Origin of the sequence: Xenorhabdus griffiniae (assembly GCF_015163655.1) — a bacterium.
Lineage (GTDB): Bacteria > Pseudomonadota > Gammaproteobacteria > Enterobacterales > Enterobacteriaceae > Xenorhabdus > Xenorhabdus griffiniae.
This window is the reverse complement of the sequence record NZ_JADEUF010000017.1, coordinates 21,427-46,814: the sequence shown is the minus strand read 5'-3', so window position 1 is coordinate 46,814 and position 25,388 is coordinate 21,427. Positions and strand designations below refer to the sequence as shown.

General features: G+C 47.2%; 18 protein-coding genes. 15 read left to right on the top strand and 3 right to left on the bottom strand.

Going from position 1 to position 25,388, the window contains the following annotated elements; genetic code table 11:
• Positions 1-141: 141 nt before the first annotated feature.
• Both IQ211_RS04850 and IQ211_RS04845 read right to left on the bottom strand, forming a co-directional pair.
• A complete protein-coding gene (locus IQ211_RS04850; protein ID WP_189759183.1) occupies positions 142-492 on the bottom strand; it encodes a hypothetical protein in 351 nt (116 codons plus the stop codon).
• A 165-nt stretch (positions 493-657) separates the two neighbouring features.
• The gene (locus IQ211_RS04845; protein ID WP_189759184.1) at positions 658-1,074 is read right to left on the bottom strand and encodes a hypothetical protein; all 417 of its coding nucleotides are present in this window, start codon (positions 1,072-1,074) and stop codon (positions 658-660) included.
• Between the two features lie 171 nt (positions 1,075-1,245).
• On the opposite strand from IQ211_RS04845, the gene IQ211_RS04840 reads away from it, so the two are divergent.
• The gene (locus IQ211_RS04840; RefSeq protein WP_223281659.1) at positions 1,246-1,584 is read left to right on the top strand and encodes a tyrosine-type recombinase/integrase; all 339 of its coding nucleotides are present in this window, start codon (positions 1,246-1,248) and stop codon (positions 1,582-1,584) included.
• A gap of 30 nt (positions 1,585-1,614) precedes the next feature.
• On the opposite strand, the gene fliE is transcribed toward IQ211_RS04840, so the two are convergent.
• Positions 1,615-1,926, bottom strand: coding sequence for a flagellar hook-basal body complex protein FliE (gene fliE / locus IQ211_RS04835; RefSeq protein WP_189759185.1), 312 nt, complete (start codon positions 1,924-1,926; stop codon positions 1,615-1,617).
• Between the two features lie 239 nt (positions 1,927-2,165).
• On the opposite strand from fliE, the gene fliF reads away from it, so the two are divergent.
• From fliF to IQ211_RS04765, 14 genes are all read left to right on the top strand, one after another.
• On the top strand, positions 2,166-3,878 hold the full coding sequence (fliF, locus tag IQ211_RS04830) for a flagellar basal-body MS-ring/collar protein FliF (protein ID WP_189759186.1): 1,713 nt from the start codon (positions 2,166-2,168) through the stop codon (positions 3,876-3,878).
• Positions 3,875-4,867: a flagellar motor switch protein FliG gene (gene fliG, locus IQ211_RS04825; RefSeq protein ID WP_189759187.1), complete on the top strand. Its 993-nt coding sequence runs from the start codon at positions 3,875-3,877 to the stop codon at positions 4,865-4,867. The genes fliF and fliG overlap by 4 nt, the downstream gene beginning before the upstream one ends.
• A complete protein-coding gene (gene fliH, locus IQ211_RS04820; RefSeq protein ID WP_189759188.1) occupies positions 4,860-5,564 on the top strand; it encodes a flagellar assembly protein FliH in 705 nt (234 codons plus the stop codon). The genes fliG and fliH overlap by 8 nt, the downstream gene beginning before the upstream one ends.
• A complete protein-coding gene (gene fliI, locus IQ211_RS04815; protein WP_189759189.1) occupies positions 5,564-6,928 on the top strand; it encodes a flagellar protein export ATPase FliI in 1,365 nt (454 codons plus the stop codon). Before fliH ends, fliI begins: the two co-directional genes overlap by 1 nt.
• A gap of 139 nt (positions 6,929-7,067) precedes the next feature.
• Entirely contained in the window at positions 7,068-7,514 is a 447-nt protein-coding gene (fliJ, locus tag IQ211_RS04810; RefSeq protein WP_189759190.1) for a flagellar export protein FliJ, read from the top strand.
• Positions 7,511-8,929 (top strand): flagellar hook-length control protein FliK, encoded by a 1,419-nt coding sequence (locus tag IQ211_RS19995; RefSeq protein ID WP_189759191.1) that lies wholly within the window; start codon positions 7,511-7,513, stop codon positions 8,927-8,929. The genes fliJ and IQ211_RS19995 overlap by 4 nt, the downstream gene beginning before the upstream one ends.
• A gap of 215 nt (positions 8,930-9,144) precedes the next feature.
• Positions 9,145-9,621: a flagellar basal body-associated protein FliL gene (gene fliL / locus IQ211_RS04800; RefSeq protein WP_189759192.1), complete on the top strand. Its 477-nt coding sequence runs from the start codon at positions 9,145-9,147 to the stop codon at positions 9,619-9,621.
• Positions 9,622-9,626: 5 nt separating this feature from the next.
• Complete coding sequence (gene fliM, locus IQ211_RS04795) at positions 9,627-10,634, top strand: flagellar motor switch protein FliM (protein WP_189759193.1); 1,008 nt, start codon at positions 9,627-9,629, stop codon at positions 10,632-10,634.
• Positions 10,627-11,034: a flagellar motor switch protein FliN gene (gene fliN / locus IQ211_RS04790; protein WP_047767905.1), complete on the top strand. Its 408-nt coding sequence runs from the start codon at positions 10,627-10,629 to the stop codon at positions 11,032-11,034. The genes fliM and fliN overlap by 8 nt, the downstream gene beginning before the upstream one ends.
• A 2-nt stretch (positions 11,035-11,036) precedes the next feature.
• Positions 11,037-11,510 carry a flagellar biosynthetic protein FliO gene (gene fliO, locus IQ211_RS04785; protein WP_189759194.1) on the top strand — a complete coding sequence of 158 codons (474 nt, stop codon included), beginning with the start codon at positions 11,037-11,039 and terminating at the stop codon, positions 11,508-11,510.
• 65 nt (positions 11,511-11,575) lie between these two features.
• Positions 11,576-12,313 carry a flagellar type III secretion system pore protein FliP gene (gene fliP / locus IQ211_RS04780; protein ID WP_189759218.1) on the top strand — a complete coding sequence of 246 codons (738 nt, stop codon included), beginning with the start codon at positions 11,576-11,578 and terminating at the stop codon, positions 12,311-12,313.
• A gap of 53 nt (positions 12,314-12,366) precedes the next feature.
• Positions 12,367-12,636, top strand: a complete 270-nt coding sequence (fliQ, locus tag IQ211_RS04775; protein ID WP_047767907.1) for a flagellar biosynthesis protein FliQ — start codon at positions 12,367-12,369, stop codon at positions 12,634-12,636.
• 2 nt (positions 12,637-12,638) lie between these two features.
• On the top strand, positions 12,639-13,421 hold the full coding sequence (gene fliR / locus IQ211_RS04770; protein WP_189759195.1) for a flagellar biosynthetic protein FliR: 783 nt from the start codon (positions 12,639-12,641) through the stop codon (positions 13,419-13,421).
• A 310-nt stretch (positions 13,422-13,731) separates the two neighbouring features.
• Positions 13,732-25,299 (top strand): non-ribosomal peptide synthetase, encoded by an 11,568-nt coding sequence (locus tag IQ211_RS04765; protein WP_399477972.1) that lies wholly within the window; start codon positions 13,732-13,734, stop codon positions 25,297-25,299.
• Positions 25,300-25,388: the final 89 nt, after the last annotated feature.

The window sequence follows — 25,388 nt, the reverse complement described above, 5'->3', positions numbered from 1 at the left end:
AGAAGTTATGGCATACTTGACGTGCAGGCATAGCAGTGACCCTATTGACTTGGTGGAACAATCAGTAGATCACACAACGCTATGCTTGTCTATTTTCTGGGGATTCCTCAGCGCCGAAGCGGGTTAGAGTTAGTTATTGCTTTAGTCAAGCTGCCTTGTGGCGCTTATTTGCTGATTTTCACTTTTCATCGCCTTTTTGTGAGCTTCTGTCAGAATCCGTTTTTTCTCACTATTTGCAAAACGATTTAAAACTTGCCTGATTAATGGCTGATAGCCCAAGCCATTAAGGTCAGCTATCATTTTCAGATCTTCAATCAGAGATTTATTCAACCTGATTGAAATTGGTTGCAAATCCAATGCCTCATTAATCAGTTCATCTGTTATATCATTAGACACTTTGACGTGAGCTTCACTGCGACCAAGCTCACCGTTATCCCATGCTTCATCAGTGGAAGCTATCAGGTTTGTTCGCTTATCAGTATGTTTGCTCATTTCTCTGTTCCTAGACCGTATTTTCTGTAAATTCTCAATTCATCTTCGTTAGGTGCATATTTCACTATACCACTGATTTTACTTAATTATAGTGAATCGCTAGAATCAGTTCCTGACCAACAAAAAAGCCCCGTAAGGGGCTTCTCTTGGCTTTCAAGCAAATTATTATTGTTCTTTTTTGCAGTTAGTTAGCTGCTGCATTATGCCATCACGTGGGCTACCAACCGAAAGTGTAGCTATAGCGTATTTAGGGAAAAAGGTTTCATTGAATTCACCATCATCATATTTAAACATCGGTTCTGACATTAGCTTCCTGCCATCCGGTGTTACTGACGGTACGGTCATAGTCATTTCATGTCCAACATAATCACCTGATTTCATTCCATGAATGATCATAACCCCATTGCTAAACGTCATTCTGGTGTTTACTATCCCCAACGGAAAAACATATTCACTTCCTCTGTCTGTTGCTACATAATTCATTAGTCGACCTATTTTACAGGTATATACTCCGTCATATTTGCTATAATCAGTATCACATCCTGTTAAAATAAGCATTAATGCCATAAGTAGCTTTTTCATTTTATCCCTTTCATTCTGGCAATGAATAATATTTCTTGATTCCAAAAAAACAATAGCCCATTACAGGGTTATATTATTACATTGAGGATAGATTCTCTGGCACAAATAGAACTATACATATGTTAGACCCGGTTATCGAGAGATCTTAGATCTCAAGCTTTTTTCACAAAAATGACTCAATCTGTCGATGTTGAGGTTTCCACCAGAGAATATGGCAGAAAACGTGTAGATTCCTGTACATTCGTTTTTCAACCATCAGTAACCGCCTGCAACGGGTTAAAAACGCAATTCTATTCCCCTGGGGGATTCGGGCAAATCTGGAAGTTCCTAATCAAAAGGTCAGGCGTCAGACACAGAAAATCCTACCAAACACGACATACATACGCCTGCTGGATGCTTTCCGCTGGCGCCAATCCTTCATTTATTGCAACTCAAATGGGACATGTTTCGTCACAAATGGTTCACAGTGTTTACGGTGCGTGGATGAGTGAAAATAGCAATGAACAATAAATATTAATTTAAATTCAAATAGATAAATATCTAAACCTGCATATTCATAATCTCATGATAGGCACTAACCAGTTTATTTCTTACCTGGATACCCATTTGCAGGGAAATACTCGATTTTTGCATATTCACCATGACATCATTTAGCTCCACACCAGGTACTCCCAGCGTGAAATCCTGTGCCTGCTTCGTCGCCTGTAAGCGAGTTTGGTTTATTTTTTCCACTGCCGTAGTCAGCTGGCTGGCAAAACTGCCTTGTATTGGCATGGGCTTAGCAATATTTGCAGCTTGTAACGCCTGAACCTGCATCTGTTGCAGTACACCTTCAATTGCCGGAATTGGCATAAAAACCTCGCGTTAAATCACCCTATTGATTATGAGATGCCACCGTAACATAGCCTTTCTAAACTAAAGCGGGTAATTGAAGTAAAAATTCGAAGCTTATTGTGCCATTAAAAGGGGTGTGAACAGCGAATAATGATGGGATTAATAATAGGAAGAATCTTTTCGCTTGCGTATGGGGAGTCTGTTTTGTTACGCCACGCTTTTAGTATTCATGTTGACCAGCAAGGCAAGGATCGTCTATGAGTGCAGCAACAACCGACGTTGAAAACCAAAATAAAGGCTTCAACGCTATCATCAGCAGGATAAAAGCTGATCCAAAAGTTCCGTTATTAGTTGCTGGCTCTGCTGCCATCGCTATTGTTATCGCCCTGTTTCTCTACTTGCGTAGCCCCGACTATCGGGTGCTTTACAGCAATCTGAGCGATAAGGATGGTGGCGAGATTGTTACGCAATTAACCCAAATGAATATCCCTTACCGTTTTGCTGAGAACGGCGCGGCTATCATGATACCGACCGATAAGGTACATGAAACGCGTCTGAAACTGGCACAACAAGGGTTACCCAAAGGGGGAGCCGCGGGTTTCGAACTCTTGGATAAAGAAAAATTCGGTATCAGCCAGTTCAGTGAGCAGGTTAATTACCAACGCGCGCTGGAAGGCGAATTGGCTCGTACCGTGGAATCCCTTGGTCCAGTCCAGAGCGCCCGTGTCCATCTGGCCTTGCCTAAACCTTCTTTGTTCGTCCGTGAACAGAAATCGCCATCAGCCTCAGTGACTGTGGGATTGTTACAAGGCCGAGTGCTGGATGAAGGACAAATCAATGCCATCGTGCATATGGTTTCCAGTAGTGTTGCCGGCTTACCGGCAAGTAATGTCACGATTGTGGATCAATCTGGGCGTTTGCTGACACAAAGCGATGCGACCAGCCGTGATTTGAATACCACGCAGTTGAAATATACCCAAGAAGTAGAAAATCGTTTCCAACATCGAATTGAAACCATTCTGGCTCCTGTGGTTGGTCGTGGCAACGTTCATGCACAAGTCACTGCACAAATTGATTTCTCCCGTCGCGAAGAAACCGCAGAAGAATATAAACCTAACCAGCCACCGAATCAGGCTGCTGTCCGCTCTAAACAGAGCAGCACCAGCGAGCAAAGCGGCGGGCCATTGGTTGGTGGTGTACCGGGGGCGTTGTCAAATCAGCCAAGTGCTGCACCAAGTGCACCAATCGAGAAACCGAACGCAAATGCCAAAGGCAACGGTGACGAAAAATCTGACCAACAGCGCAGTAACGCTAATAAAAACAATAGCTACGAGCGTATGTTAAGCAACAACCGCAATAACCGTTATGACGAAACCACTAACTATGAAGTGGATCGTACTATTCGTCATACCCAATTGCAGGCTGGCGCAGTGGAACGCCTTTCGGTTGCAGTTGTGGTCAACTATGCCACCGTGAAGGGAGAAAATGGTCCTGAAACACAAGCGCTAACACCAGAACAGCTATCACAAATTGAAGCATTGACTCGTGAAGCCATGGGCTTCTCTGCTGACCGTGGCGATAGCCTGAATGTGGTTAACACACTGTTCAATGACACCACCGAAGTGATAGAGCCTTTGCCATTCTGGCAGCACCCTACCCTGCTGGAAAAACTGTTAGAAGCAGGTCGTTGGTTACTGTTGGTACTGGTTGCATGGCTACTGTGGCGTAAGATGGTCGTGCCACAAATCGCCAAAAAACGTGCTGCGGAAAAAGCTGTGCTGGAAGCGCAAAAGAACCCGCCGAAACAGCAAACAGAAACCAATGCTGAATTGGACGAAAAAATGCGCCGTAAGCTAGCTCGTCAACGTGTCAATGTTGAGCTTCAAAGCCAGCGTCTGCGTGAACTTGCAGAAAAAGATCCTCGCGTCGTCGCGCTGGTGATCCGTCAATGGATGAGTAACGAACAATGAGCCTGACAGGAACAGAAAGAAGTGCCGTCATGTTAATGACCCTGGGAGAAGATCAGGCGGCCGAGGTGTTCAAGCACCTGAATTCCCGTGAAGTACAACAACTGAGTGTCGCGATGGCGGGGATGAAACAAGTCTCCAACCAGCAACTGGTTGAAGTGCTGGCAGAATTTGAAGAAGATGCCGGGCAGTTTGCTGCCCTCAGCATCAACGCCAACGACTATCTGCGCAACGTACTGATCAAGGCATTGGGAGAAGAACGGGCTTCCAGCCTGCTTGAGGATATCCTTGAATCCCGTGACACCACAACAGGCATCGAAACGCTTAACTTTATGGAGCCGCAAATGGCGGCCGATATGATCCGCGATGAACATCCGCAGATCATTGCCACCATTTTGGTTCACTTAAACCGTGGTCAGGCAGCGGATATCCTCGCCCTGTTTGATGACCGTCTGCGTAACGATGTCATGTTGCGTATCGCCACGTTTGGTGGTGTACAACCCTCGGCGTTGGCGGAATTGACAGAAGTCCTGAATAACCTGCTGGATGGTCAGAACCTGAAACGCAGCAAAATGGGTGGGGTTCGTACTGCCGCAGAGATCATCAACTTGATGAAAAGTCAGCAGGAAGAAGGTGTCATTGAAGCGGTTCGTTCCTACGATAACGAACTGGCGCAGAAAATCATTGATGAAATGTTCCTGTTCGAAAATCTTATCAACGTGGACGATCGCAGTATCCAACGTTTGTTGCAGGAAATTTCCACCGATTCCTTGCTGGTGGCATTGAAAGGTTGCGATCAGGCATTGCGCGATCACTTCCTCAACAATATGTCGCAGCGTGCTGCTGAAATCATGCGCGATGATTTGGCAAATCGTGGCCCTGTGCGGATGTCTCAAGTGGAAGCCGAACAGAAAGCCATCTTGCTTGTTGTTCGTCGTCTGGCAGAAAGTGGCGAAATGATCCTCAACGGTGGTGACGATACCTATGTCTGATAAGTCGAATAATGGCAACTGGCGGCCGTGGCAGCCGGGCGAATTGACTCAGTGGGAAACCCTGCGGGAAAAACTCGAACCCATAGATGAAGCACAGGAGCCAAGCGAACAAGAACGGCTGCTGGAACAGGCAAGAATACTGGACGAGCTAAAAGCGCAGGCACGTCAGGCTGGTCATGCGCAGGGGTTTGCAGAAGGTCAGACTCAAGGCTATGAGCAAGGGATTCAGGAAGGCCGCCAAGCCGGACTGGAACAAGGTTTGCAGGAAGCCAAACAACAACAGCAAGTGATTACTGATCAGTGGAAAGCTTTGCTAGCGGATTTTAGCCATTCACTGGATGGATTAGATACCGTTATTGCTTCCCGCCTGATGCAACTTGCATTGACTGCGGCTCATCATATTCTGGGGCAACCTGCGGTTTGTGATGGCACCGCCCTGCTGAATCAAATCCGCGAATTTATTCAGCAAGAACCCATGTTCAGCGGTAAACCCCAATTACGTATCCATCCCCAAAATATTCCGCTGGTTGAGCAGCAACTGGGGGAGGTTTTAGCACTGCACGGCTGGCGTTTAGTTGCGGATAACAAACTGCATCCGGGCGGCTGTAAAGTCAGCGCCGATGAAGGGGATATGGACGCCAGTTTAGCTACCCGCTGGCATGAAATGTGTCGTCTGGCAGCACCAGGAGAATTGTGATGACGGCAAGATTGGGCCGCTGGCTGGCAACTTTGGATTCATTGGAAAAGCGACTGGAAAAAACCCCCAAAGTACGTCGCTATGGGCGCCTGACTCGCGCCACTGGCCTGGTACTGGAAGCCACTGGTTTACATATGCCGCTCGGCGCGACCTGCCTGATCGAGCGGCAAAATGGCAACACTATTGAAGAGGTTGAAAGTGAAGTCGTCGGCTTCAATGGCGAAAAACTGCTGCTAATGCCACTGGAAGAATTGGAAGGTATTGTGCCAGGCGCTCGCGTTTATGCCCGTTCTTATGGCGAAGATGCGGGCGCCGGACGCCGCTTGCCTCTCGGAGCGGAATTACTCGGCAGGGTTCTGGATGGTGCAGGCCGCCCCCTTGATGGTTTACCTGCTCCCGACACAGGTTATCGTGCCTCCTTGACAACAACGCCATTTAATCCCCTGCAAAGAACTCCTATCAGCAATGTACTGGACGTTGGCGTTCGTGCCATCAATGCCTTGCTGACAGTGGGACGCGGGCAACGTATGGGATTATTTGCCGGCTCCGGCGTCGGTAAAAGCGTGCTGCTTGGCATGATGGCTCGTTATACCCAAGCCGATGTGATCGTTGTGGGATTAATTGGTGAGCGTGGCCGTGAAGTTAAAGACTTTATTGAAAATATTTTGGGTGCGGAGGGATTATCACGCTCGGTCGTCGTTGCCGCTCCAGCCGATGTTTCACCTTTGCTGAGGATGCAAGGTGCCTCTTATGCCACGCGTATCGCCGAAGATTTCCGCGACAGAGGCAAACATGTCTTGTTGATCATGGACTCCCTGACTCGTTACAGCATGGCACAGCGTGAAATCGCACTGGCTATCGGCGAACCACCAGCAACCAAAGGTTATCCCCCTTCTGTATTTGCCAAGTTACCAGCACTGGTGGAAAGAGCCGGCAATGGTGTCAGTGATGGCGGTTCCATTACTGCATTTTACACCGTGCTGACAGAAGGTGATGACCAGCAAGATCCGATTGCCGATGCTGCACGCGCCATCCTTGATGGTCATATCGTGCTCTCCCGTTCACTGGCGGAATCTGGCCATTATCCTGCTATTGATATCGAGGCATCTATCAGTCGAGCCATGACCGCGCTGATCGACAATACCCATTATCGTCGAGTGCAACATTTCAAACAGTTGCTTTCCAGCTATCAACGCAACCGAGATTTGATCAACGTTGGTGCTTATGCGGCGGGCAGTGATCCTCTGCTTGACAGAGCGATTGAGCTTTATCCTCATATGTCCCAATTCCTGCAACAAGGTATTGACGAGCGCAGCGAATACGATGAAGCCTGTACTCAGCTTCAACAATTATTGCCAACATAATATTTTGTCTATGGGAATTTAACTCAAAAATACTTTTGCCAAGAGGTATAACATTTATCAATACGGTGCCGATATAAGTTTACTATTAATGTCATTCAGTAACGCTGATGTCTGTTTGGTGATTAACACGAGGAAATACATGCAACAACACTCCCCTCTTATGACTTTGCGTGAACTTGCCCAGGATGCAGCAGAAAAAGCAGCATCGCAGCTTGCGCAGATTCGGCAAAGTCATCAACAAATGGAGCAACAACTCACAGCGTTAATGAATTATCAGGATGAGTATCGTACCCGCCTGAATGATACGCTCAGCAATGGTATGTCCTGCTCGACTTGGCAAAATTACCAGCAGTTTATGAAAACGCTGGAAATGGCAATTGAACAGCACAGATTACAACTCAATCAATGGAAAAAGCGTCTTGAACAAGCCATGTCACAATGGCAGGAAAAACAACAACGCCTGAACGCCTTCGACACACTGCAACAGCGGGCAGAGCATAATTTGAAGTTACACCAAAATCGCATGGAGCAAAAACAAATGGACGAGTACGCACAACGCGGTGCACAACGGAGAATGAAACAATGAATATCACTCTTTTGCCTACTGATTTAAAACTCACGGACAAAGGTACAGATAAAAGTCAGCCGACTTTAAATAATAATTCTTCTCAATTTGGCCAACTTCTCAATGCAGAAACAGCCTCTATGCGCAGGCCCATTACTCAGGCAGATAAAAATAGTCTGACAGAGGAAAAATCCACTTCTGATCAAACAGCAGAAAGCGGCTGGCCACAATTGGCAGCAGTGTCAGATAACAGTACGGTCAAGGATAAATCATCGGTAGAAGCAGCACCGCAAGAAAACCGTGCTGAATTTGCTGTATTAAAAGATGAAGATCTCTTATCAGCCGAAGCATTAAGTGCGGCGATACCCATCCAGCTTGCTGGACTGCTGACTTCTCATACCCATTCCGCGGTGCTTGCTGAAAACTCACCGGGTTTGATGGGCAAGGGAGCGTTAGAAAATACATTGCTGGAAAACCCTTCACCAGAAGACGCCTTGTCGGAAACGCTCTGGCTGGATAGCGAAAACAGCCCTGCTAATACACTGCTGGTTAGCAACGCTAAAGATAGCAGATTAACTGACACTAATTTTGTTGAACGGTCTAAAGCGGGTGAGCAAGGTGAAAACATCCAACTCTCGGCTCAACAGACGGCGATCCCTCTGAACAATAAGACAGCGGATCCCGTCAGCCTTCAAACTGAATTGGCGCCGCTCACTGGACAACTCAAACTAACGACCAATCATCTTGCCACCAATGATAAGGTTGAATCTGACAAGACTCTTCTCAAAGAGACAGTTTCAGGCAATAGCAAAGATCCAAATCTGCTCCAGATGGCAATTCCAGCAGCGTCTGCATTGCCATCTTCGACGGCAGAAACAGCTTCTATCGACTCACCTGTATTGGCAAGTCCTTCCCTGCTTTCAGCCGGACAGCAGTTTCAGCTCAACAGTAGCGCTACCACTACGCCTTTATTAAATGCTCATCTTGGCAACGAAGAGTGGCAGCAACAACTCAATCAACATGTGCTGTTCTTTCATCGTAACGGTCTGCAACAGGCAGAACTTCGCTTACATCCTCAAGAGCTGGGCGCGTTGCATATCCGCATGAGCGTTGAAGACAATCAGGCACAATTGCATTTTGTTTCCGCCCATCAGAATGTGCGTGCGGCTCTGGAAGCGGCATTACCCGGGTTACGCCATGCACTGGCTGAAAATGGTATTCAATTGGCACAAAGCAGTGTTAACAGTGATGCTCACGGAAACGGCCAACAAGCGTATTTTGCCAATAACCCGAACAGCAATTCTGATCCCCATGCTGAAACGCAAGAGTCTGGTTTAACCGCTACAACCGAGATCACCGCTTCCTCTGTACCAGCCATCAAGGTGACACCTCAACAACTCACCTTGGCCAGAGGAGGTATTGATATTTTTGCCTAATTACCACCTAAACATTCGCCTAATTTCGTGAGACATCCGCATAAAACGAAAACAGGTCGATAACAAACGTGTGAGTTAATGGTTTTTTCCCCGTTTGTTCCAGCCATTGCCGAAACAAAGACGCGGGATAATTGATCTCGAATTTGATGGATAAGGGTTTCGCCACGGAATGCGCGGAGACTTATTCGCAACAGAAAACAGGAATTTATCTGTCCATGTCTGATTATAGCTACGAGCATAAACGCACAAATCCAATTTGGATGATACTGTTAGTATTGATTGCTGTTCTTGGTGTTGCCATCGGAGGGTATAGCTGGTGGGTAATGAATCAGTCAGCCAATAACAGTACAGAAAAAACCAAAGCCATTGATGCTCCCGTATTTATGACTTTGGAGCCTTTTACCGTCAATTTGATTGACAACGAAGAGCATTTCGATCGTGTTCTCTACGTTGGCATCACATTGCGTTTGACTGACGAGAAAATCCGTCAGCGCTTCCATGAATATCTGCCAGAAGTTCGTAGTCGTATGTTGCTGTTATTATCTCGTCAGAAAGCCGCTGATCTGGCAAAAGATGACGGCAAAATGAATTTGGTGGCAGATATCAAACAGACACTACACCCGACACTAATACCCGGTGAACCCGATCAGGAAATCACCGATGTATTGTTTACTACGTTTATTCTGCGATAATCACAATGAGTGACAATATTCTTTCACAAGCGGAGATCGACGCTCTGCTCAATGGTGACAGTGCCTCTGCTGATGACGTAGAACAAACTGCGTCCCAAGAAAGTGAGGTTCGCCCTTACGATCCCAATACGCAACGCCGTGTTGTACGCGAACGTTTGCAGTCACTGGAAATCATCAATGAACGTTTTGCCCGCCAATTCAGGATGGGGCTGTTTAACATGCTGCGCCGTAGCCCGGATATTACGGTTGGCGCTATCAGGGTTCAGCCTTACCACGAATTTGCCCGCAATCTGGCAGTGCCAACCAACCTCAATCTGGTTCACCTGAAACCATTGAGGGGAACGGCGCTATTCGCTTTCGAACCTAGCTTAGTTTATATCGCCGTTGATAACCTGTTTGGGGGGGATGGCCGTTTTCCAACCAAAGTGGAAGGTCGTGAATTTACCTATACCGAACAGCGGATCATTAACCGGATGCTGAAACTGGCACTGGATGCCTATCGTGATGCCTGGGATTCTATCTTTAAACTTGAAGTGGAATACGTGCGTTCCGAGACGCAGGTGAAATTCACCAATATCACCACTTCACCGAATGACATCGTGGTAACAACACCGTTCCAGGTAGAGATCGGTGCATTGACCGGGGAATTCAATATCTGTATTCCTTTTGCCATGATCGAGCCTCTGCGCGAGCGCCTGACCAATCCCCCGGTGGAAAATGTGCGTCAGGAAGAGAGCCAGTGGCGTGAAAGTTTAGTGAAGCAAGTTCAACATTCAGAATTAGAACTGGTGGCGAACTTTGTTGATATTCCTCTGCGGCTGTCAAAAATCCTTCAATTGAAAAGAGGCGATATCTTGCCGATTGAAAAACCTGAACGTCTGATCGTTCACGTTGATGGTGTGCCTGTGCTCACCAGTCAATATGGAACACTGAACGGGCAATATGCCCTGCGTGTTGAACACCTGATTAACCCTGTTTTAACTGCTCTGGATGAGGAAAAGCCCAATGAGTGATGCTAAACAACCTACAGATACCAGCTCGACTGAAGATATGTGGGCAGAAGCGCTGGAACAACAGGCCGCACAGCAAACCTCTGACGGCGGCGCGTCAATATTTGAGAATCTGGAAGCGCAGGATGCGTTGGCCCAACTTTCCGATATTGATTTGATCATGGATATTCCTGTCAAGCTCTCTGTCGAGCTAGGCCGTACTAAAATGACCATCAAACAACTGTTGAGACTGTCACAAGGCTCGGTCGTTCCCCTTGATGGTTTAGCGGGAGAACCATTGGATATTCTGATTAATGGTTATTTGATCGCGCAGGGAGAAGTGGTTGTCGTATCGGATAAATACGGTATCCGTATCACAGATATCATCACTCCTTCTGAACGCATGCGTCGCTTGAGTCGTTAACTATGATGGCGAACCAGCCTTCCGTTCATACTTCTTTTCAACTGGGTGCGGCATCTGATGCTGCACCTGTTAACACGGCAGCCAGCCATGCCCATGTGAATATGATCAAACAGACCGGCAATAGTGATCCTCTTCCAGCCAGCCAAACGTTGATGCAAGTCAGCAGTGCCCTGGGGGGGATTTTATTGCTGATTTTCTTCATAACATGGTTAGTTCGTCGTTTGGGTTTTTCCCCTGCCAAAAGCAGAAATCATCGTTTGCTAAACGTTAAGGCAAGCTGCGCCCTTGGACCGAAAGAACGGGTTGTGGTGGTAGAAGTCGAGGATAACTGGCTGGTTTTGGGAGTCACCGCCCAACAGATCAGTATGCTGCATCAAATGCCGGCACCGCCTGACAACGTGGACAAGGAAACTGCACTCAAATCGCTACCATTTGGGCAGATGCTAAAAAATACACTCCAGAAAAAGCGAAAATAACAAGGACGATGATGAAAAATAGCGTTTTTATGACAGGCAAGAAATTTGTTTCACGGCGTTACGCAATGCGTTTGACAACTCTGTTTATGGCGCTCCTGCTGCCACTGTTCCCCATGAACGCGGCGGCTGAGTTTCCTGGTATCATCAGTCAGCCTCTGGCCAATGGCGGACAAAGTTGGTCATTGCCAGTCCAAACCCTGATTTTCATCACGGCACTGGGGTTTATCCCTGCAGCCTTGCTAATGATGACCAGTTTTACCCGCATCATCATTGTACTGGGTTTGCTGCGCAATGCGCTGGGAACACCTTCAGCTCCCCCTAATCAGGTGATGTTGGGTTTGGCGTTGTTTATGACTTTTTTCATTATGGCGCCGGTGTTCGACAAAGTGTACCAGAACGCTTACCTGCCCTACAGTGAGGATAAAATCACCCTGGAAGTCGCACTGGATCAGGGAGCCAAGCCTTTGCGCCAATTCATGTTACGCCAGACACGGGAAAATGACCTGGCACTGTTTGCCCGCCTTGCCGATCAGGGTGCATTTGAAACCGCAGATTCTGTTCCAATGCGCGTGCTCGTTCCCGCGTTTATTACCAGTGAATTGAAAACCGCGTTCCAGATTGGCTTTACGCTTTTCATTCCGTTCCTGATCATCGATCTGGTTGTTGCCAGTGTTTTGATGGCATTGGGGATGATGATGGTTCCGCCTGCGACCATTTCACTGCCGTTCAAACTTATGCTGTTTGTTTTGGTTGATGGTTGGCAACTCTTGCTGGGTTCATTAGCACAAAGTTTTTATGTTTAGCGTGAAACCTAAATCTTATTGGAATAAAGATCAAAAAGCGGTTTGAGGAAATTATGACTCCAGAATCGGTAATGGCCCTCGGTGTTGAAGCAATGAAAGTGGCGTTAGCACTGGCCGCCCCTCCTCTCTTATCGGCCTTAATTAGTGGCTTGATCATCAGCTTATTACAGGCGGCAACCCAGGTAAACGAGATGACCTTATCGTTTATTCCAAAAATCCTGGCCGTTTTCGTGACTATCGTCACTGCCGGACCATGGATGTTAAATTTGTTGCTGGATTACATGCGTACCCTGTTTAGCAGTATTCCGGCTATTATCGGTTAGTTATGATCCCATTTGATAGCGAAACACTTTCCCGCCTCGTCAGTGATTTTTTCTGGCCATTGGTGCGCCTGCTGGCTTTGTTCAGCACAGCCCCTATTTTCAGTGAAAAACAGATACCGATAAAAGTTAAAATGGGCTTGGCGTTAGCGATCACCGCGTTACTGGTTCCAACCCTTCCCTCCTCTCAAATTCCGATTTTTTCTGTTGCCGGCATTTGGGTTTTGATCCAACAAGTATTGATTGGTATGGCCCTGGGATTGACCATGCAGATCGCCTTTGCCGTAGTGCGTCATGCTGGTGAAGTGCTCGGTTTACAAATGGGACTGTCATTCGCCATATTTTTTGATCCCACGGGTGGGCCGAATATGCCTATCTTAGCCCGCATCCTCAATATGATGATGATGTTGCTGTTCCTGGCTTTTGACGGGCATTTATGGCTATTATCGATTCTGGCCGATACATTTTATTCTATTCCTGTTCAATCAACCCAATTGAATCCAAAGGGGTTTTTATTGCTATCCCAAAGTGCCAGCCTGATTTTTATTAATGGCATGATGTTGGCAATGCCAATGATTACCCTGCTTTTAGTCCTGAACTTTTCTCTGGGTATGTTAAACCGCATGACACCACAACTTTCTGTATTTGTAGTCGGTTTTCCATTAACTCTGACAGTGGGGATTTTCACGCTTTCCCTGTTATTTCCAACATTGGTGCCATTCACTGAGCGGTTATTTGGAGAGATGTTTGACCAGTTAGCGATAATTATTCATGAACTGGTACGGTAGCTGTTATTTTTCTGATAAGCCCACCAATCTGGTGGGATAATTTCCATCTTGTCCTGATATTCCGCTTTAACCATCCGCTATAACGCCCGCATTCATTATCAACATTTAAGTAACAAAAAAATATCGACACACGGTATTTATTTCAGTTAATTTAATTTCAAGATGTTACTATCAAGTGTGTATTTAGCGCAGAAATACACCCAATCATCGACAACTCGTTCATGTTTACAGAGAAACAGTTATAGGCATAACTTCATTTATTTTCAAACGGATGCAACAAATAAAAACCAAATAATTACACAAAGGAGTCATGAAAATGTTACACGAAAACGCTTCACAAACTTCTTCAGTCGCTTGTAATAACCATTCTCTCTCCTTGTCTACCTATCCCCTCAGTTCTCCCCAGCAGGCCATCTGGTTTGATCAGGCAATTCATCCCAATTCTTCCAACTACAACCTCAGCATTTTTATCTGCATTGAAGGGGAATTGAATGAAACATTATTTGCCCGTGCCTTTGAATCTGTTGTTTACTGTCATGACACTCTGCGTTTGCAATTTCTCAACACCCACGCTTTACCCAGGCAAAAGGTTGTTCGTCCTCTCCCTGTAGCCGTGGATATACAGGATTTTTCATTACATCCAGATGCTGAAACCAGAGCAAAGCAATACATGGATGACGAGTTCATACGTCCATTTCGCCTGAATGAAACACTGTGGCGCTCCAATTTATTGCGCGTCAGCAATAGCTATCGGTACTGGCAATTTTGCTGTCATCATTTAGTCATTGATGGCACAGGTATGTTCATACTCATCAATCAGGTTATCGATGCCTATAATCGCCTGATGAATGGAGAAATCCTGAACAATTCTGCTCACTCTTATCTGGATTTTATTACGGATAACCTCAATTACCTGGCTTCTGAACACTACTCACACGATCAGCAATTTTGGTTAAAACGCTATGAAAACCAGCCTCCTCCCTTGCTCCAGCCGGCCAATTTCAATAACACGACAAACCATAAACAAACCAAACCTGTTATTTGGGCCATCGACCAGGCTTTGTTTAAACGTATCGAAAAAGTAGCTGGCGGACAGGGATTGCCTTTCCTGCATTTCATGTATGCCATTCTGGCCTGCTACTTTGCACGAACAGCAGATGTCAATGACATTGTTATTGGTATTCCTGTACACAACCGCAAAAATACGCGACAAAAATCCACGATGGGTATGTTCGCCTCCGTACTCCCCATTGGCATCACCCTTTCGCCAGAGGATACATTTCGTGATGTCATGCGCAAAGCTGCAACCGAAATGAGTCTTTGCCATGAGCATCAACGCTTTCCCATCGCAGAACTTAACCGACAAATACACGCGCGCCAACAAGCAGGAAATGCACGATTATTTGATGTAACTTTATCTCTCGAACCCTTTAAAGCCAATTTGCATATGGCAGGAAAAGACGTCAGCGTCAAACAATTAGAACTACATTCTGGTGTCCCCTACCCTCTTTGTATCAGAATGAAGCAATACACAAACACCGCCCGTTCTGAAGAGAGCTGTTCCCCGATTTCCATTGAGTTCTATTATTCTCCTGATTATCTGAGTAGCACGGAAGTTATGACGCTCCGCTCCCGTCTTGCTGTCCTGCTTGATGCCGCTCTCACTTCTCTGGAGATGCCTTCTCTTACGCAGACCAAAATAGTCAATCTGCCAATTCTGCCCGACATCGAGCATCAGCAGGTATTAGTGGATTTCAACGCCACCCACGCCGAGTTTCCGCAAGATACTCTGATTCATCAACTGTTCGAAGCACAAGTACGACGCACACCCGATGCCATCGCCGCGGTCTTTGAAGAGCAATCGTTAAGCTACGATGAACTAAATAAACGTGCCAATCGTCTGGCGCATCATCTGATTGCTCTCGGCGTACGTCCTGATGATCGAGTGGCAATTTGTATTGAGCGTAGTCTGGAAATGGTGATCGGTTTATTAGGTATCCTCAAGGCCGGTGGAGCTTTTGTTCCCCTTGATCCGACTTATCCAGCCACACGGCTGACCTATATGCTCAATGACTCCGCTCCCGTGGCGCTGATTACTCAAACAACGATGACAGAAATAGGGAATAGTCACCTGCCAACCATTCTGCTTGATATTCCAGACGATTCTGTTTTGGATGAAAAATCGGAAGTAAATCCAGAGGTTCAAACCTTAGGACTGACCTCCCGTCATCTGGCTTATGTTATCTATACTTCAGGCTCTACAGGGCAGCCCAAAGGCGTCATGATCGAACATCGCAGTTTGTGTAACTTGATTACTACTCAGCAAGACATACTCACCATCTCTCCAGACAGTCGGATCTTGCAATTTGCCTCAAACAGTTTCGATGCCTGTATTTGGGAATGTTGTATGGCTCTGTTGGCGGGCGCTCGCCTTTATCTTGCCAGACGGGAAAACTTGCTGCCGGGAACAACGCTGTCTCACTACTTAGAGACTCACGCCATTACTCATGCCCTCTTATCCCCCACGGCTCTGGCAACTATGGACTCGCTTCCGGCAACCCTGCAAACCTTAATCGTGGGAGGAGAAGCGTGTCCGCCTACGCTGACCAAACGCTGGGCACAAGGACGACAGATGATCAATGCCTATGGCCCGACGGAAGCCACTGTTTGTGCGACTCTTTGTCGATGTGAAAATCAGGGAAATCATGCCCCGCCGATTGGCCGTCCTATCGCCAATACTCAGATCTATATCCTTGATATGCACGGTCAACCCGTGCCGCGCGGAGTTGTAGGAGAAATATATATCGCTGGCGTCGGTGTTGCCCGCGGTTACCTGAACCGTCCTGAACTTACTGCTGAACGTTTTCTCATCAACCCGCTCGCTTCTGAGCACAATGCTCGTATGTACAAAACCGGTGATCTGGGACGTTGGCTCCCCGATGGCAAAATTGAATATCTCGGCCGGAATGATTTCCAGATCAAACTGCGTGGTTTCCGTATTGAGCTGGGAGAGATCGAAGCAAGACTGCGGCAATGCCACGGCGTACGTGAAGCCGTAGTATTACCTTGTGAAAAGCTGCCTTATGAAAACAGTTCAGTATCAAAACAGCTAGTTGCCTACTTATTACCGCAAACCGGTGTTGAACTGGAACCCATGGCATTAAGGCAGCAACTGGCACAACAGCTTGCAGAATACATGATACCCGGTGCCTTCGTGACACTTGACGCCTTTCCACTGACACCCAATGGCAAACTTGACCGTCAGGCGCTTCCCAAACCCGATCATACGGCAATCGTCACACGCAGTTATCAGGCGCCCATAGGTGAAGCAGAAACCCTTCTGAGTCAAATTTGGCAAATATTGCTTGGCGTGAAATATGTCAGCCGCTGCGATCACTTTTTCGAGCTTGGCGGGCACTCGCTGATAGCTGTTAGCCTGATCGAAAAACTACGTGAATTGGGATGGTGTCTTGATATTCAGGTTATCTTCACTAAACCTGTCTTGAAAGAGATGGCAAAAGCGCTACTGTCAGTTCAAAAAGACACGGTTCAAGGGAATACAGAACAAGAAAATACCACGATATTCACTGTACCCCCCAACCTTATCCCTGACGGCTGTACTGCCATTACCCCCGACATGTTGACTTTAGTGTCCTTATCCCAACACGAGATTGATGCCATCGCCGCGACGATCCCTGGTGGTGCGGCCAATATCCAGGATATTTATCCTCTCGCACCGCTACAGGAAGGAATTTTGTTCCATCATCTGTTGCAAAAACAGGGCGATACTTATCTGTTACGCGAGTTGCTTGCCTTCAACACCTGCGAACGGCTCGATACCTTTTTGGCAACCTTACAACAAGTCATTGACCGTCACGATATTCTGCACACTTCAATCTACTGGCAGGGGTTAGCACAGCCAGTCCAAGTCGTCTGGCGACAAGCAGCTTTGAACATTAATACATACTTACCCAATGACGAACAGGATATCCCTTGCCAATTACTGGCGCGTACCGATCCACAGCAGTACCGTCTTGATGTGAGTCAGGCCCCCCTCTTCTCCGCTGATATCGCCTATAACCCGCATCAGGATGAATGGTTACTGGTTTTGTGCATCCATCATTTAGTCTGTGATCATGTCGCACTGGAACGCATCATTGATGAAATTGATGCATTGTTACCTGACCATAGCGACAATGAACATCCTGACAACTGTCATGCTGAAAAATTACCTCCAGTATTGCCTTATCGTAATTTTGTCGCCCAATGCCTGCATACGCCGGCTTCAGATCATGAAGCTTATTTTCATAAGGTACTCTCTGACATAGATGCACCAACAGCACCTTTCGGGATACTGGATATTCACAGTGAGGATAAGCAGATAACCGAGGCCAGACAGCCACTGGATATGGCGCTGTCCAGAGCCATTCGCACACAAGCCCGACGTCAGGGTGTCAGCCCCAGTATATTGTTTCATGTTGCTTTAGCGCTGGTGCTGGCAAAAACCAGTGGCCGCGACGATGTCGTCTTCGGTACGGTATTGTTGGGGCGTATGCAGGGCCGTACCGGCGTCGATCAAATGATGGGGCTGCTTATCAATACATTACCCATTCGGATCGGGCTGACAGATAATAGTGCACAAGCGATCGTTCAAGAAACTTACCTCAATTTGATGAGGTTACTGGAATACGAACAGGCGACACTGACACTGGCCCAACATTGCAGTAGCGTGATCCCCCCTTTGCCGCTCTTTAACACACTACTCAACTATCGGCATAGCCAGGCGGATACGACCCTGGCTAAATGGGAAGGTGTACGTCTGCTGATGGTAGAAGAGAGAATCAATTACCCTATTGGTTTATTTGTGGATGATTGGGGCGATGGATTTAGTTTAGTTGCGCAAACCGTATCGGGCATCGATCCGATTCGGCTGATCGGCTATATGACGACTGCCCTGACGGGACTGGTCGAAGCGCTGGAAACCTCACCCCACCAGCCCATTTTGGCTATTTCGATTTTACCCAGCGCAGAACGTCAACAAGTGTTGGTGGATTTCAACACGCTTCCACCGTCTCCAGACTTTGTATTCTCTCAAAATACAGCAACCGACTTCTCACAAGACACATTTATTCATCAACTGTTTGAAAAGCAAGTACAGCAAAATCCCGATGCGATTGCGGTCATCTTTGAAGAGCAATCATTGAGTTATGTTGAACTGAACCGTCAAGCCAATTGTTTAGCGCATTATCTGATTACCTTGGGTGTCCGTCCGGATGATCGGGTAGCGATTTGTGCTGATCGCAGTCCCGTCATGATGGTGGGATTACTCGCTATCCTTAAGGCTGGTGGGGCTTATGTCCCGCTCGATCCAGGCTATCCGGCCGAACGACTGGCTTATATACTTGAAGATGCCGCTCCCGTTGCCTTACTCAGTCAAACAATGTTAGTTAATCAACTGACCAACGTACCCATTGTCGATCTCAGTAACCTTACATTCCTTACCACAAACATGCCAAGTAGCAACCCAGATCCCAAAGTGCTTGGCCTAACCCCACACCATCTGGCTTATGTGATTTATACCTCTGGTTCAACTGGTTTGCCCAAAGGGGTTATGAACGAACACCGTAGTGTCGTGAATGGTCTGCTCTGGTCACAGAAGACTTATCAATTAACTCCGCAGGATCGGATCTTGCAGAAAACACCATTTAGTTTTGATGTTTCTGTTTGGGAGCTATTCCCGCCCCTGATGTTTGGGGCCAAATTGATTCTGGCTCGTCCCGATGGTCATAAAGATCCGCACTATTTACGGTCTGAAATAGAAAAACATCGGATTACGCTTATCTACTTCGTGCCCGCCATGCTCCAGCAATTTGTCCATGCTATTCCTGCCGGTTGTTGTCCTTCCTTGCGTCATATTTTATGCAGTGGTGAAGAGTTTCCTTATGTCTTGCAGCAGAAATGTCTGTCCCATTTTGCTCACTGCCAGTTACACAATTTATATGGCCCAACTGAAGCTGCGATCCATGTCACCGCCTGGCAATGCGTGCCAGAACGGTATATCGGACGAGTACCGATTGGAAAGCCCATAGCCAATATCCAAATTTATTTGCTTGATAGTCACCAAAAACCCGTGCCAATCGGTGTTACAGGCGAACTTTACATTGGCGGCATCGGTGTTGCCCGCGGTTATCTGAACCTTCCAGAGTTAACCACTGAACGCTTCCTTGCTGATCCTTTTTCTTCAGATCCTGATGCCCGCTTATACAAAAGTGGTGATCTGGCGCGTTGGTTGCCTGATGGCAATATTGAATATCTTGGCCGTAATGATTTTCAGGTCAAGATACGTGGTTTCCGCATCGAACTTGGTGAAATTGAGACGACATTAGCGCAATGTCGCGGTGTGCGGGACGCGGTTGTGGTTGTCCGCGAAGAGACACCCAATGAAAAGCGGCTGATTGCTTATCTGCTCGCCGAACCCAATGCGACACGGGTCCCCGCAGAACTACGCCAGCAACTGGCACAACACCTTGCCGAATATATGCTGCCTAGTGCCTTTGTCACGCTTGATGCTTTTCCATTAACACCCAATGGCAAAATCAACCGTCAGGCCCTGCCAATGCCAGATCAAACAGCACTCGCGACACGCAATTATGCAGCGCCCATCGGAGACATAGAAACAGCGCTGGCCGGAATTTGGCAAGAATTGCTGAAACTGGCACAAGTCGGTCGTCATGATCATTTCTTTGACCTTGGTGGTCATTCTTTGCTCGCCATTCAGCTTGCCGCACGAATACGCCAGAGACTGGCGCGAGAACTGCACTTGCAGCAACTTTTTTCCCATCCGGTTCTGGCCGATTTAGCTGCCTTGCTCATCGACACGCCTGTCACAGCGCAAATCGTTATTCCCGTTACCGATCGCAATCAACCGTTACCGCTTTCTTTCTCCCAGCAACGCTTGTGGTTCCTTGCCAGACTCAACAGCAAAGCCAATCTGGCCTATCATATTCCGATAATCCTGCATCTCAGCGGAAAGCTCGATTATACTGCGTTTACGGCTGCACTTGACCAACTCGTTAGCCGGCATGAAAGTTTGCGCACCCGTTTTGTCCTGCTTGATGACCAACCTTACCAACACATCGATAATGCAGACACGGGTTTTTCTCTCACCTGCCATGATCTGCGCAGGCTAGACGAAACGTCTCGTCTGAGCCGTATTAACGAATTAGCGGAACTTGAAACACAAACCCCATTCGATTTCGCTAATGAGCCAATGATTCGAGGTCATTTACTGCAACTGACTGATGAAGAACATGTGTTGATCCTTACCCAGCATCACATCATTACCGATGGCTGGTCAGTAGGGATCTTGTTCCGCGAACTGAGTGCCCTCTACCGTACCGCACAAGGGAAATGTGGCGATCCTTTACCTCACTTACCTATCCAGTATGCAGACTATGCCGTCTGGCAACAAAAATGGCTACGAGATGAGGCTCTGACTGCACAACGGGATTTCTGGCAGAAACAACTGCAAAACGCACCGACATTGCTGACTCTCCCGATTGATCACCCACGCCCGCCAGAACAAAGTTACACCGGCGCTTATGTGCCCGTTCACTTGAATGCTGATTTATTGTCGGCTCTCAAAGCGCTCGGACAACGGCAGGATGCCACATTATTTATGACCTTGCTTACAGCCTGGAGCATCGTACTTGCCCGTTTGAGCAGACAAGATGATATTGTCATTGGCACCCCCGTTGCCAACCGTTCATTGAATGAACTTGAAGGCTTGATCGGCTTTTTTGCCAATACCCTGCCTGTACGTATCGAACTGGAACAATGCAACTCGGTGGCAAATCTACTCGCTCACGTTCGTAAACAGACGCTGGCAGCTTATGCACATCAAGATCTACCATTTGAACAATTGGTGGAAACCCTAAAACCCGAACGCAGCTTGAGCTACAACCCGATTTTTCAGGTTATGCTGGCCCTGAACAATACCCCCACTCAATCCCTTGAGTTACCGGGTTTATCTGTCTCGAAGATGGTGCCTCCACATCGCAGCGCGTATTTTGACCTGACACTGTCACTGACCGAAAACCAGGATAGTCTCAGTGGTTATCTGGAATATGCATCAAGCCTGTTCGACCGGACGACAGTTGAACGCATGGTCAGTTATCTCAATAATGTACTGACTGCTATGACAACGAATGAAACACAGGCTATTGCTCACCTGCCGATGTTATCCGTTGCAGAACGCCAACAATTATTGGTTGATTTCAATACGCCTCAAGCTGATTTTCCGCATAATACCTTGATTCACCAACTGTTCGAAGCTCAGGTACAACGCACACCAGATGCTACGGCGGTGATCTTTGAAGAACAAACCTTAAGTTATGAAGAACTGAACTGCCGTGCCAACCAACTGGCACATCGTTTGATTGCTTTTGGTGTACGTTCCGATGACCGCGTAGCAATTCAGGTTGAACGGGGTTTGGACATGATTATTGGGCTGTTTGGGATCTTAAAAGCCGGTGCCGGTTACATTCCGCTTGATCCAGAATATCCTGCCGAACGGCTGATTTATCAATTGTCAGACAGCAAGCCTGCCATATTGCTGACTCAGAAACATTTACAGACACGCTTACCAATACAAGATATTCCCATCTGGCTGCTGGATGATGAAACTTACCAAGATAATCTGCAAAAACAGCCTGTTTATAACCCTGACAGCAGGCAAACAGGCGTTCAGCCGCATCATTTGGCCTATATCATCTACACTTCGGGTTCAACCGGTAACCCCAAAGGCGTCATGCTGGAACATCGCAATGTTGTCAGCCTTATCCATGCTCATTGCCAGATCAGTGAACCTGGTTTGGGGGATCGTATTCTGCAATTTGTGACTTTCGCGTTTGACATTTCAGTGTCAGATATTTTTCCTACCCTGGCATCGGGTGCCACGCTGGTTTTGCGTCCACCTTCTATCAAAATACCGAATAGCTCATTTGTTGATTTTTTACGTGAACAGAAAGTGACGATTATCAATATACCGACGGCTTTCTGGCATCATTGGGCTCAAGAAATGAAGGCAGGACGTGTCGGTTTCAGCCCCTATATACACACTGTGATTGTTGGCGGGGATAAAGTGGAATACCGCTATTTAATAGATTGGCTGTCGTGCCCGGAAACCCAATCCTGCCGCTGGTTCAACGCTTATGGTCCGACAGAAATTACCATCACTGCTACGGCCATACAGATAGATAAAGAAATGGTGATAGATAAAAAATATGCTCCACCTATCACTAACAATATTCCGATTGGCCGGCCACTGTCCAACACACGTATCTATATTTTGGATGCATTTTGTCAGCCAGTGCCTGTTGGCGTAAGTGGTGAAATCTATATCGGCGGAATGGGGGTCGCCCGTGGTTATTCCAACCAACCGGCGCTGACAGCAGAGAAATTTATTGTCGATCCCTTTAGCGAACATCCCAACGCTCGCATGTATAAGACCGGGGATTTGGCTCGCTGGCGATCTGACGGCAATATCGAGTACCTTGGTCGCAATGATTTTCAGATCAAGCTACGCGGCTACCGGATCGAACTGGAGGAAATTGAAACCAGATTGATGCAATGCCACGGCGTGCGTGAAGCTATCGTGCTTGCCCGTGAAGATAAGCTGGGTGATAAGCGCCTGATTGCTTATCTGATCGCCGAACCGAATATAAAACTGGCACCAACAGAGCTGCGCCAGCAACTCGCACAATATCTCGCCGACTATATGTTGCCCAGTGCATTTGTGACACTGGATGCTTTTCCATTGGCTCCTAATGGCAAGATTAACCGCCAGGCACTACCGATGCCGGATCAGACATCCATTGCAACCCATACTTATGAAGAGCCGCTCAGTGAAATGGAAATTGCCCTGGCTGAAATTTGGCAAGCTTTATTAGGACTGAAAAAAGTTGGGCGTTATGATCATTTCTTTGAACTTGGTGGGCATTCTCTGATGGCTATCAACCTGATTGAGCGGCTGCGCAATCGAGGTTGCCACCTTGATATTCGTACTGTATTTTCCACACCAACACTGGCTGAAATGGCGAAAATAATACAGGTAATTCAGGATGATGCCCCTTCGCTCACCGTGCCGCCCAACCTTATCCCGGCTGGTTGCACCGCCATCACGCCTGATATGCTGCCGCTGGTTTCTCTGACACAACGCGAGATTGATATTATCGCTGCAACTACGCCTCATGGTGTCAACAATATTCAGGATATCTATCCGCTTGCACCATTACAGGAAGGTATGCTGTTCCATCATCTACTGCAACCACAAGGAGATGTTTATCTGTTACATCTTCTGCTTGCTTTCAATACTCGCGAGCGTCTCGATGCTTTTCTGGCTGCTTTGCAACAGGTGATTAATCGTCACGATATTTTGCGTACTGCCATCTGCTGGCAGGGCTTAACACAGCCCGTTCAGGTGGTTTGGCGTCAGGCTTCTCTGCGCATCAGGACCTTTGTGCCCGATAACGATAAAGACGTGCCATCTCAATTGTTGGCACAGACAGATCCGTACCAACACCGCCTCGATATCAGCCAGGCTCCGCTACTCTCTGCTGATATCGCACATGATCCGGATCAGGACGAGTGGTTGTTAGCGTTGTGTTGTCACCATATCCTTAATGACCATATCTCTTTGGATATTATCGTTGCCGAAATCAATGAACTCCTGCATCATCGTACGGAGCGATTACCGCCTGTATTACCGTACCGCCATTTTATCGCCCAATCCTTGCATATGCCGATGCCCGATCACGCAGCCTATTTCCGGAAAGTGCTCGCGGATGTAGATACGCCAACAACACCGTTCGGCATATTGGATGTGCACAGTGGAGACAGACCAGTCACTGAGACTAGCAAGCCACTTGGTGCAGCACTGACTCGCGCTATTCGCAAACAGGCTCGCCGTCAAGGTGTTAGCCCTGGGATCCTGTTCCATGTTGCGTTAGCACAAGTGCTGGCAAAAATAAGTGGGCGAGATGATGTCGTCTTCGGAACAGTTTTGTCAGGGCGTATGCAAGGAAGTGCCGATATTGAGCGAATTCTGGGACTGTTTATCAATACCTTGCCCGTGCGGATCACACTTGCGGGGAACAGTACACAAGAAACCGTGCAAACAACTTACCGCAGTTTGACGCAGTTACTTGAACATGAACAGGCGCCTCTGGCGCTGGCTCAACGTTGCAGCGGAGTAGCACATCCTCTGCCGCTTTTTAATACACTCCTCAATTATCGCCATAGCCAACCGGATGTTACCAATACTCTATGGGAAGGTATACGTCTGGTAACAGGACGAGAAAGGACTAACTATCCCATCTATCTGGCTATAGATGATTTGGGTAAAGGCTTCCTGTTGACAGCTCAGACGATATCGGAAATCGATCCGGCACGCCTGATTGCTGATGTGACATCTGCTTTAGCAGATCTGGTAAAAACATTAGAAACCGAACCTCAAAAACCAATCATGAGTATTGCTACCCTGTCTGCCACAGAGCGCCAGCAGCTATTAACCGGTTTCAACGCTATTCAGGCTGAATTGCCGCAAAATGCACTGACATCACAATCTACTATTGGAACAACTTCCGGTTACGAAGCACCCCTTGGTGATGTGGAAACTGCACTGGCTGAAATTTGGCAGAAATTGCTGAAACGAGAACAGATCAGTCGTTATGACAATTTCTTTGCATTAGGAGGTCATTCATTGATAGCAATACAATTGCTGGCTCGTATACGTGAGCAAGATATGGAAATTCCATTAGCAACCTTGTTCACTCATCCTACACTGTGTGAACTGGCCAGCGTTATAAGCCCAAATTGATACCATTGACCAAAACGAAATCAAGTGGTTCCACACCTCGTGGAGCCACTTTTCAGCCGATTATCTAACAGACAATGTTTTCGGCAGAC

Excerpts from the sequence above, each read along its gene's own strand:
- IQ211_RS04850 (WP_189759183.1), bottom strand. The coding sequence starts at position 492 with ATGAGCAAACATACTGATAAGCGAACAAACCTGATAGCTTCCACTGAT.
- fliF (WP_189759186.1), top strand. The coding sequence starts at position 2,166 with ATGAGTGCAGCAACAACCGACGTTGAAAACCAAAATAAAGGCTTCAAC.
- fliP (WP_189759218.1), top strand. The coding sequence starts at position 11,576 with ATGCGTTTGACAACTCTGTTTATGGCGCTCCTGCTGCCACTGTTCCCC.
- IQ211_RS19995 (WP_189759191.1), top strand. The coding sequence starts at position 7,511 with ATGAATATCACTCTTTTGCCTACTGATTTAAAACTCACGGACAAAGGT.
- fliH (WP_189759188.1), top strand. The coding sequence starts at position 4,860 with ATGTCTGATAAGTCGAATAATGGCAACTGGCGGCCGTGGCAGCCGGGC.
- fliE (WP_189759185.1), bottom strand. The coding sequence starts at position 1,926 with ATGCCAATTCCGGCAATTGAAGGTGTACTGCAACAGATGCAGGTTCAG.
- fliL (WP_189759192.1), top strand. The coding sequence starts at position 9,145 with ATGTCTGATTATAGCTACGAGCATAAACGCACAAATCCAATTTGGATG.
- fliG (WP_189759187.1), top strand. The coding sequence starts at position 3,875 with ATGAGCCTGACAGGAACAGAAAGAAGTGCCGTCATGTTAATGACCCTG.
- IQ211_RS04845 (WP_189759184.1), bottom strand. The coding sequence starts at position 1,074 with ATGAAAAAGCTACTTATGGCATTAATGCTTATTTTAACAGGATGTGAT.
- fliR (WP_189759195.1), top strand. The coding sequence starts at position 12,639 with ATGATCCCATTTGATAGCGAAACACTTTCCCGCCTCGTCAGTGATTTT.
- fliJ (WP_189759190.1), top strand. The coding sequence starts at position 7,068 with ATGCAACAACACTCCCCTCTTATGACTTTGCGTGAACTTGCCCAGGAT.
- fliQ (WP_047767907.1), top strand. The coding sequence starts at position 12,367 with ATGACTCCAGAATCGGTAATGGCCCTCGGTGTTGAAGCAATGAAAGTG.
- fliI (WP_189759189.1), top strand. The coding sequence starts at position 5,564 with ATGACGGCAAGATTGGGCCGCTGGCTGGCAACTTTGGATTCATTGGAA.
- IQ211_RS04840 (WP_223281659.1), top strand. The coding sequence starts at position 1,246 with ATGACTCAATCTGTCGATGTTGAGGTTTCCACCAGAGAATATGGCAGA.
- fliO (WP_189759194.1), top strand. The coding sequence starts at position 11,037 with ATGATGGCGAACCAGCCTTCCGTTCATACTTCTTTTCAACTGGGTGCG.
- fliN (WP_047767905.1), top strand. The coding sequence starts at position 10,627 with ATGAGTGATGCTAAACAACCTACAGATACCAGCTCGACTGAAGATATG.
- IQ211_RS04765 (WP_399477972.1), top strand. The coding sequence starts at position 13,732 with ATGAAAATGTTACACGAAAACGCTTCACAAACTTCTTCAGTCGCTTGT.
- fliM (WP_189759193.1), top strand. The coding sequence starts at position 9,627 with ATGAGTGACAATATTCTTTCACAAGCGGAGATCGACGCTCTGCTCAAT.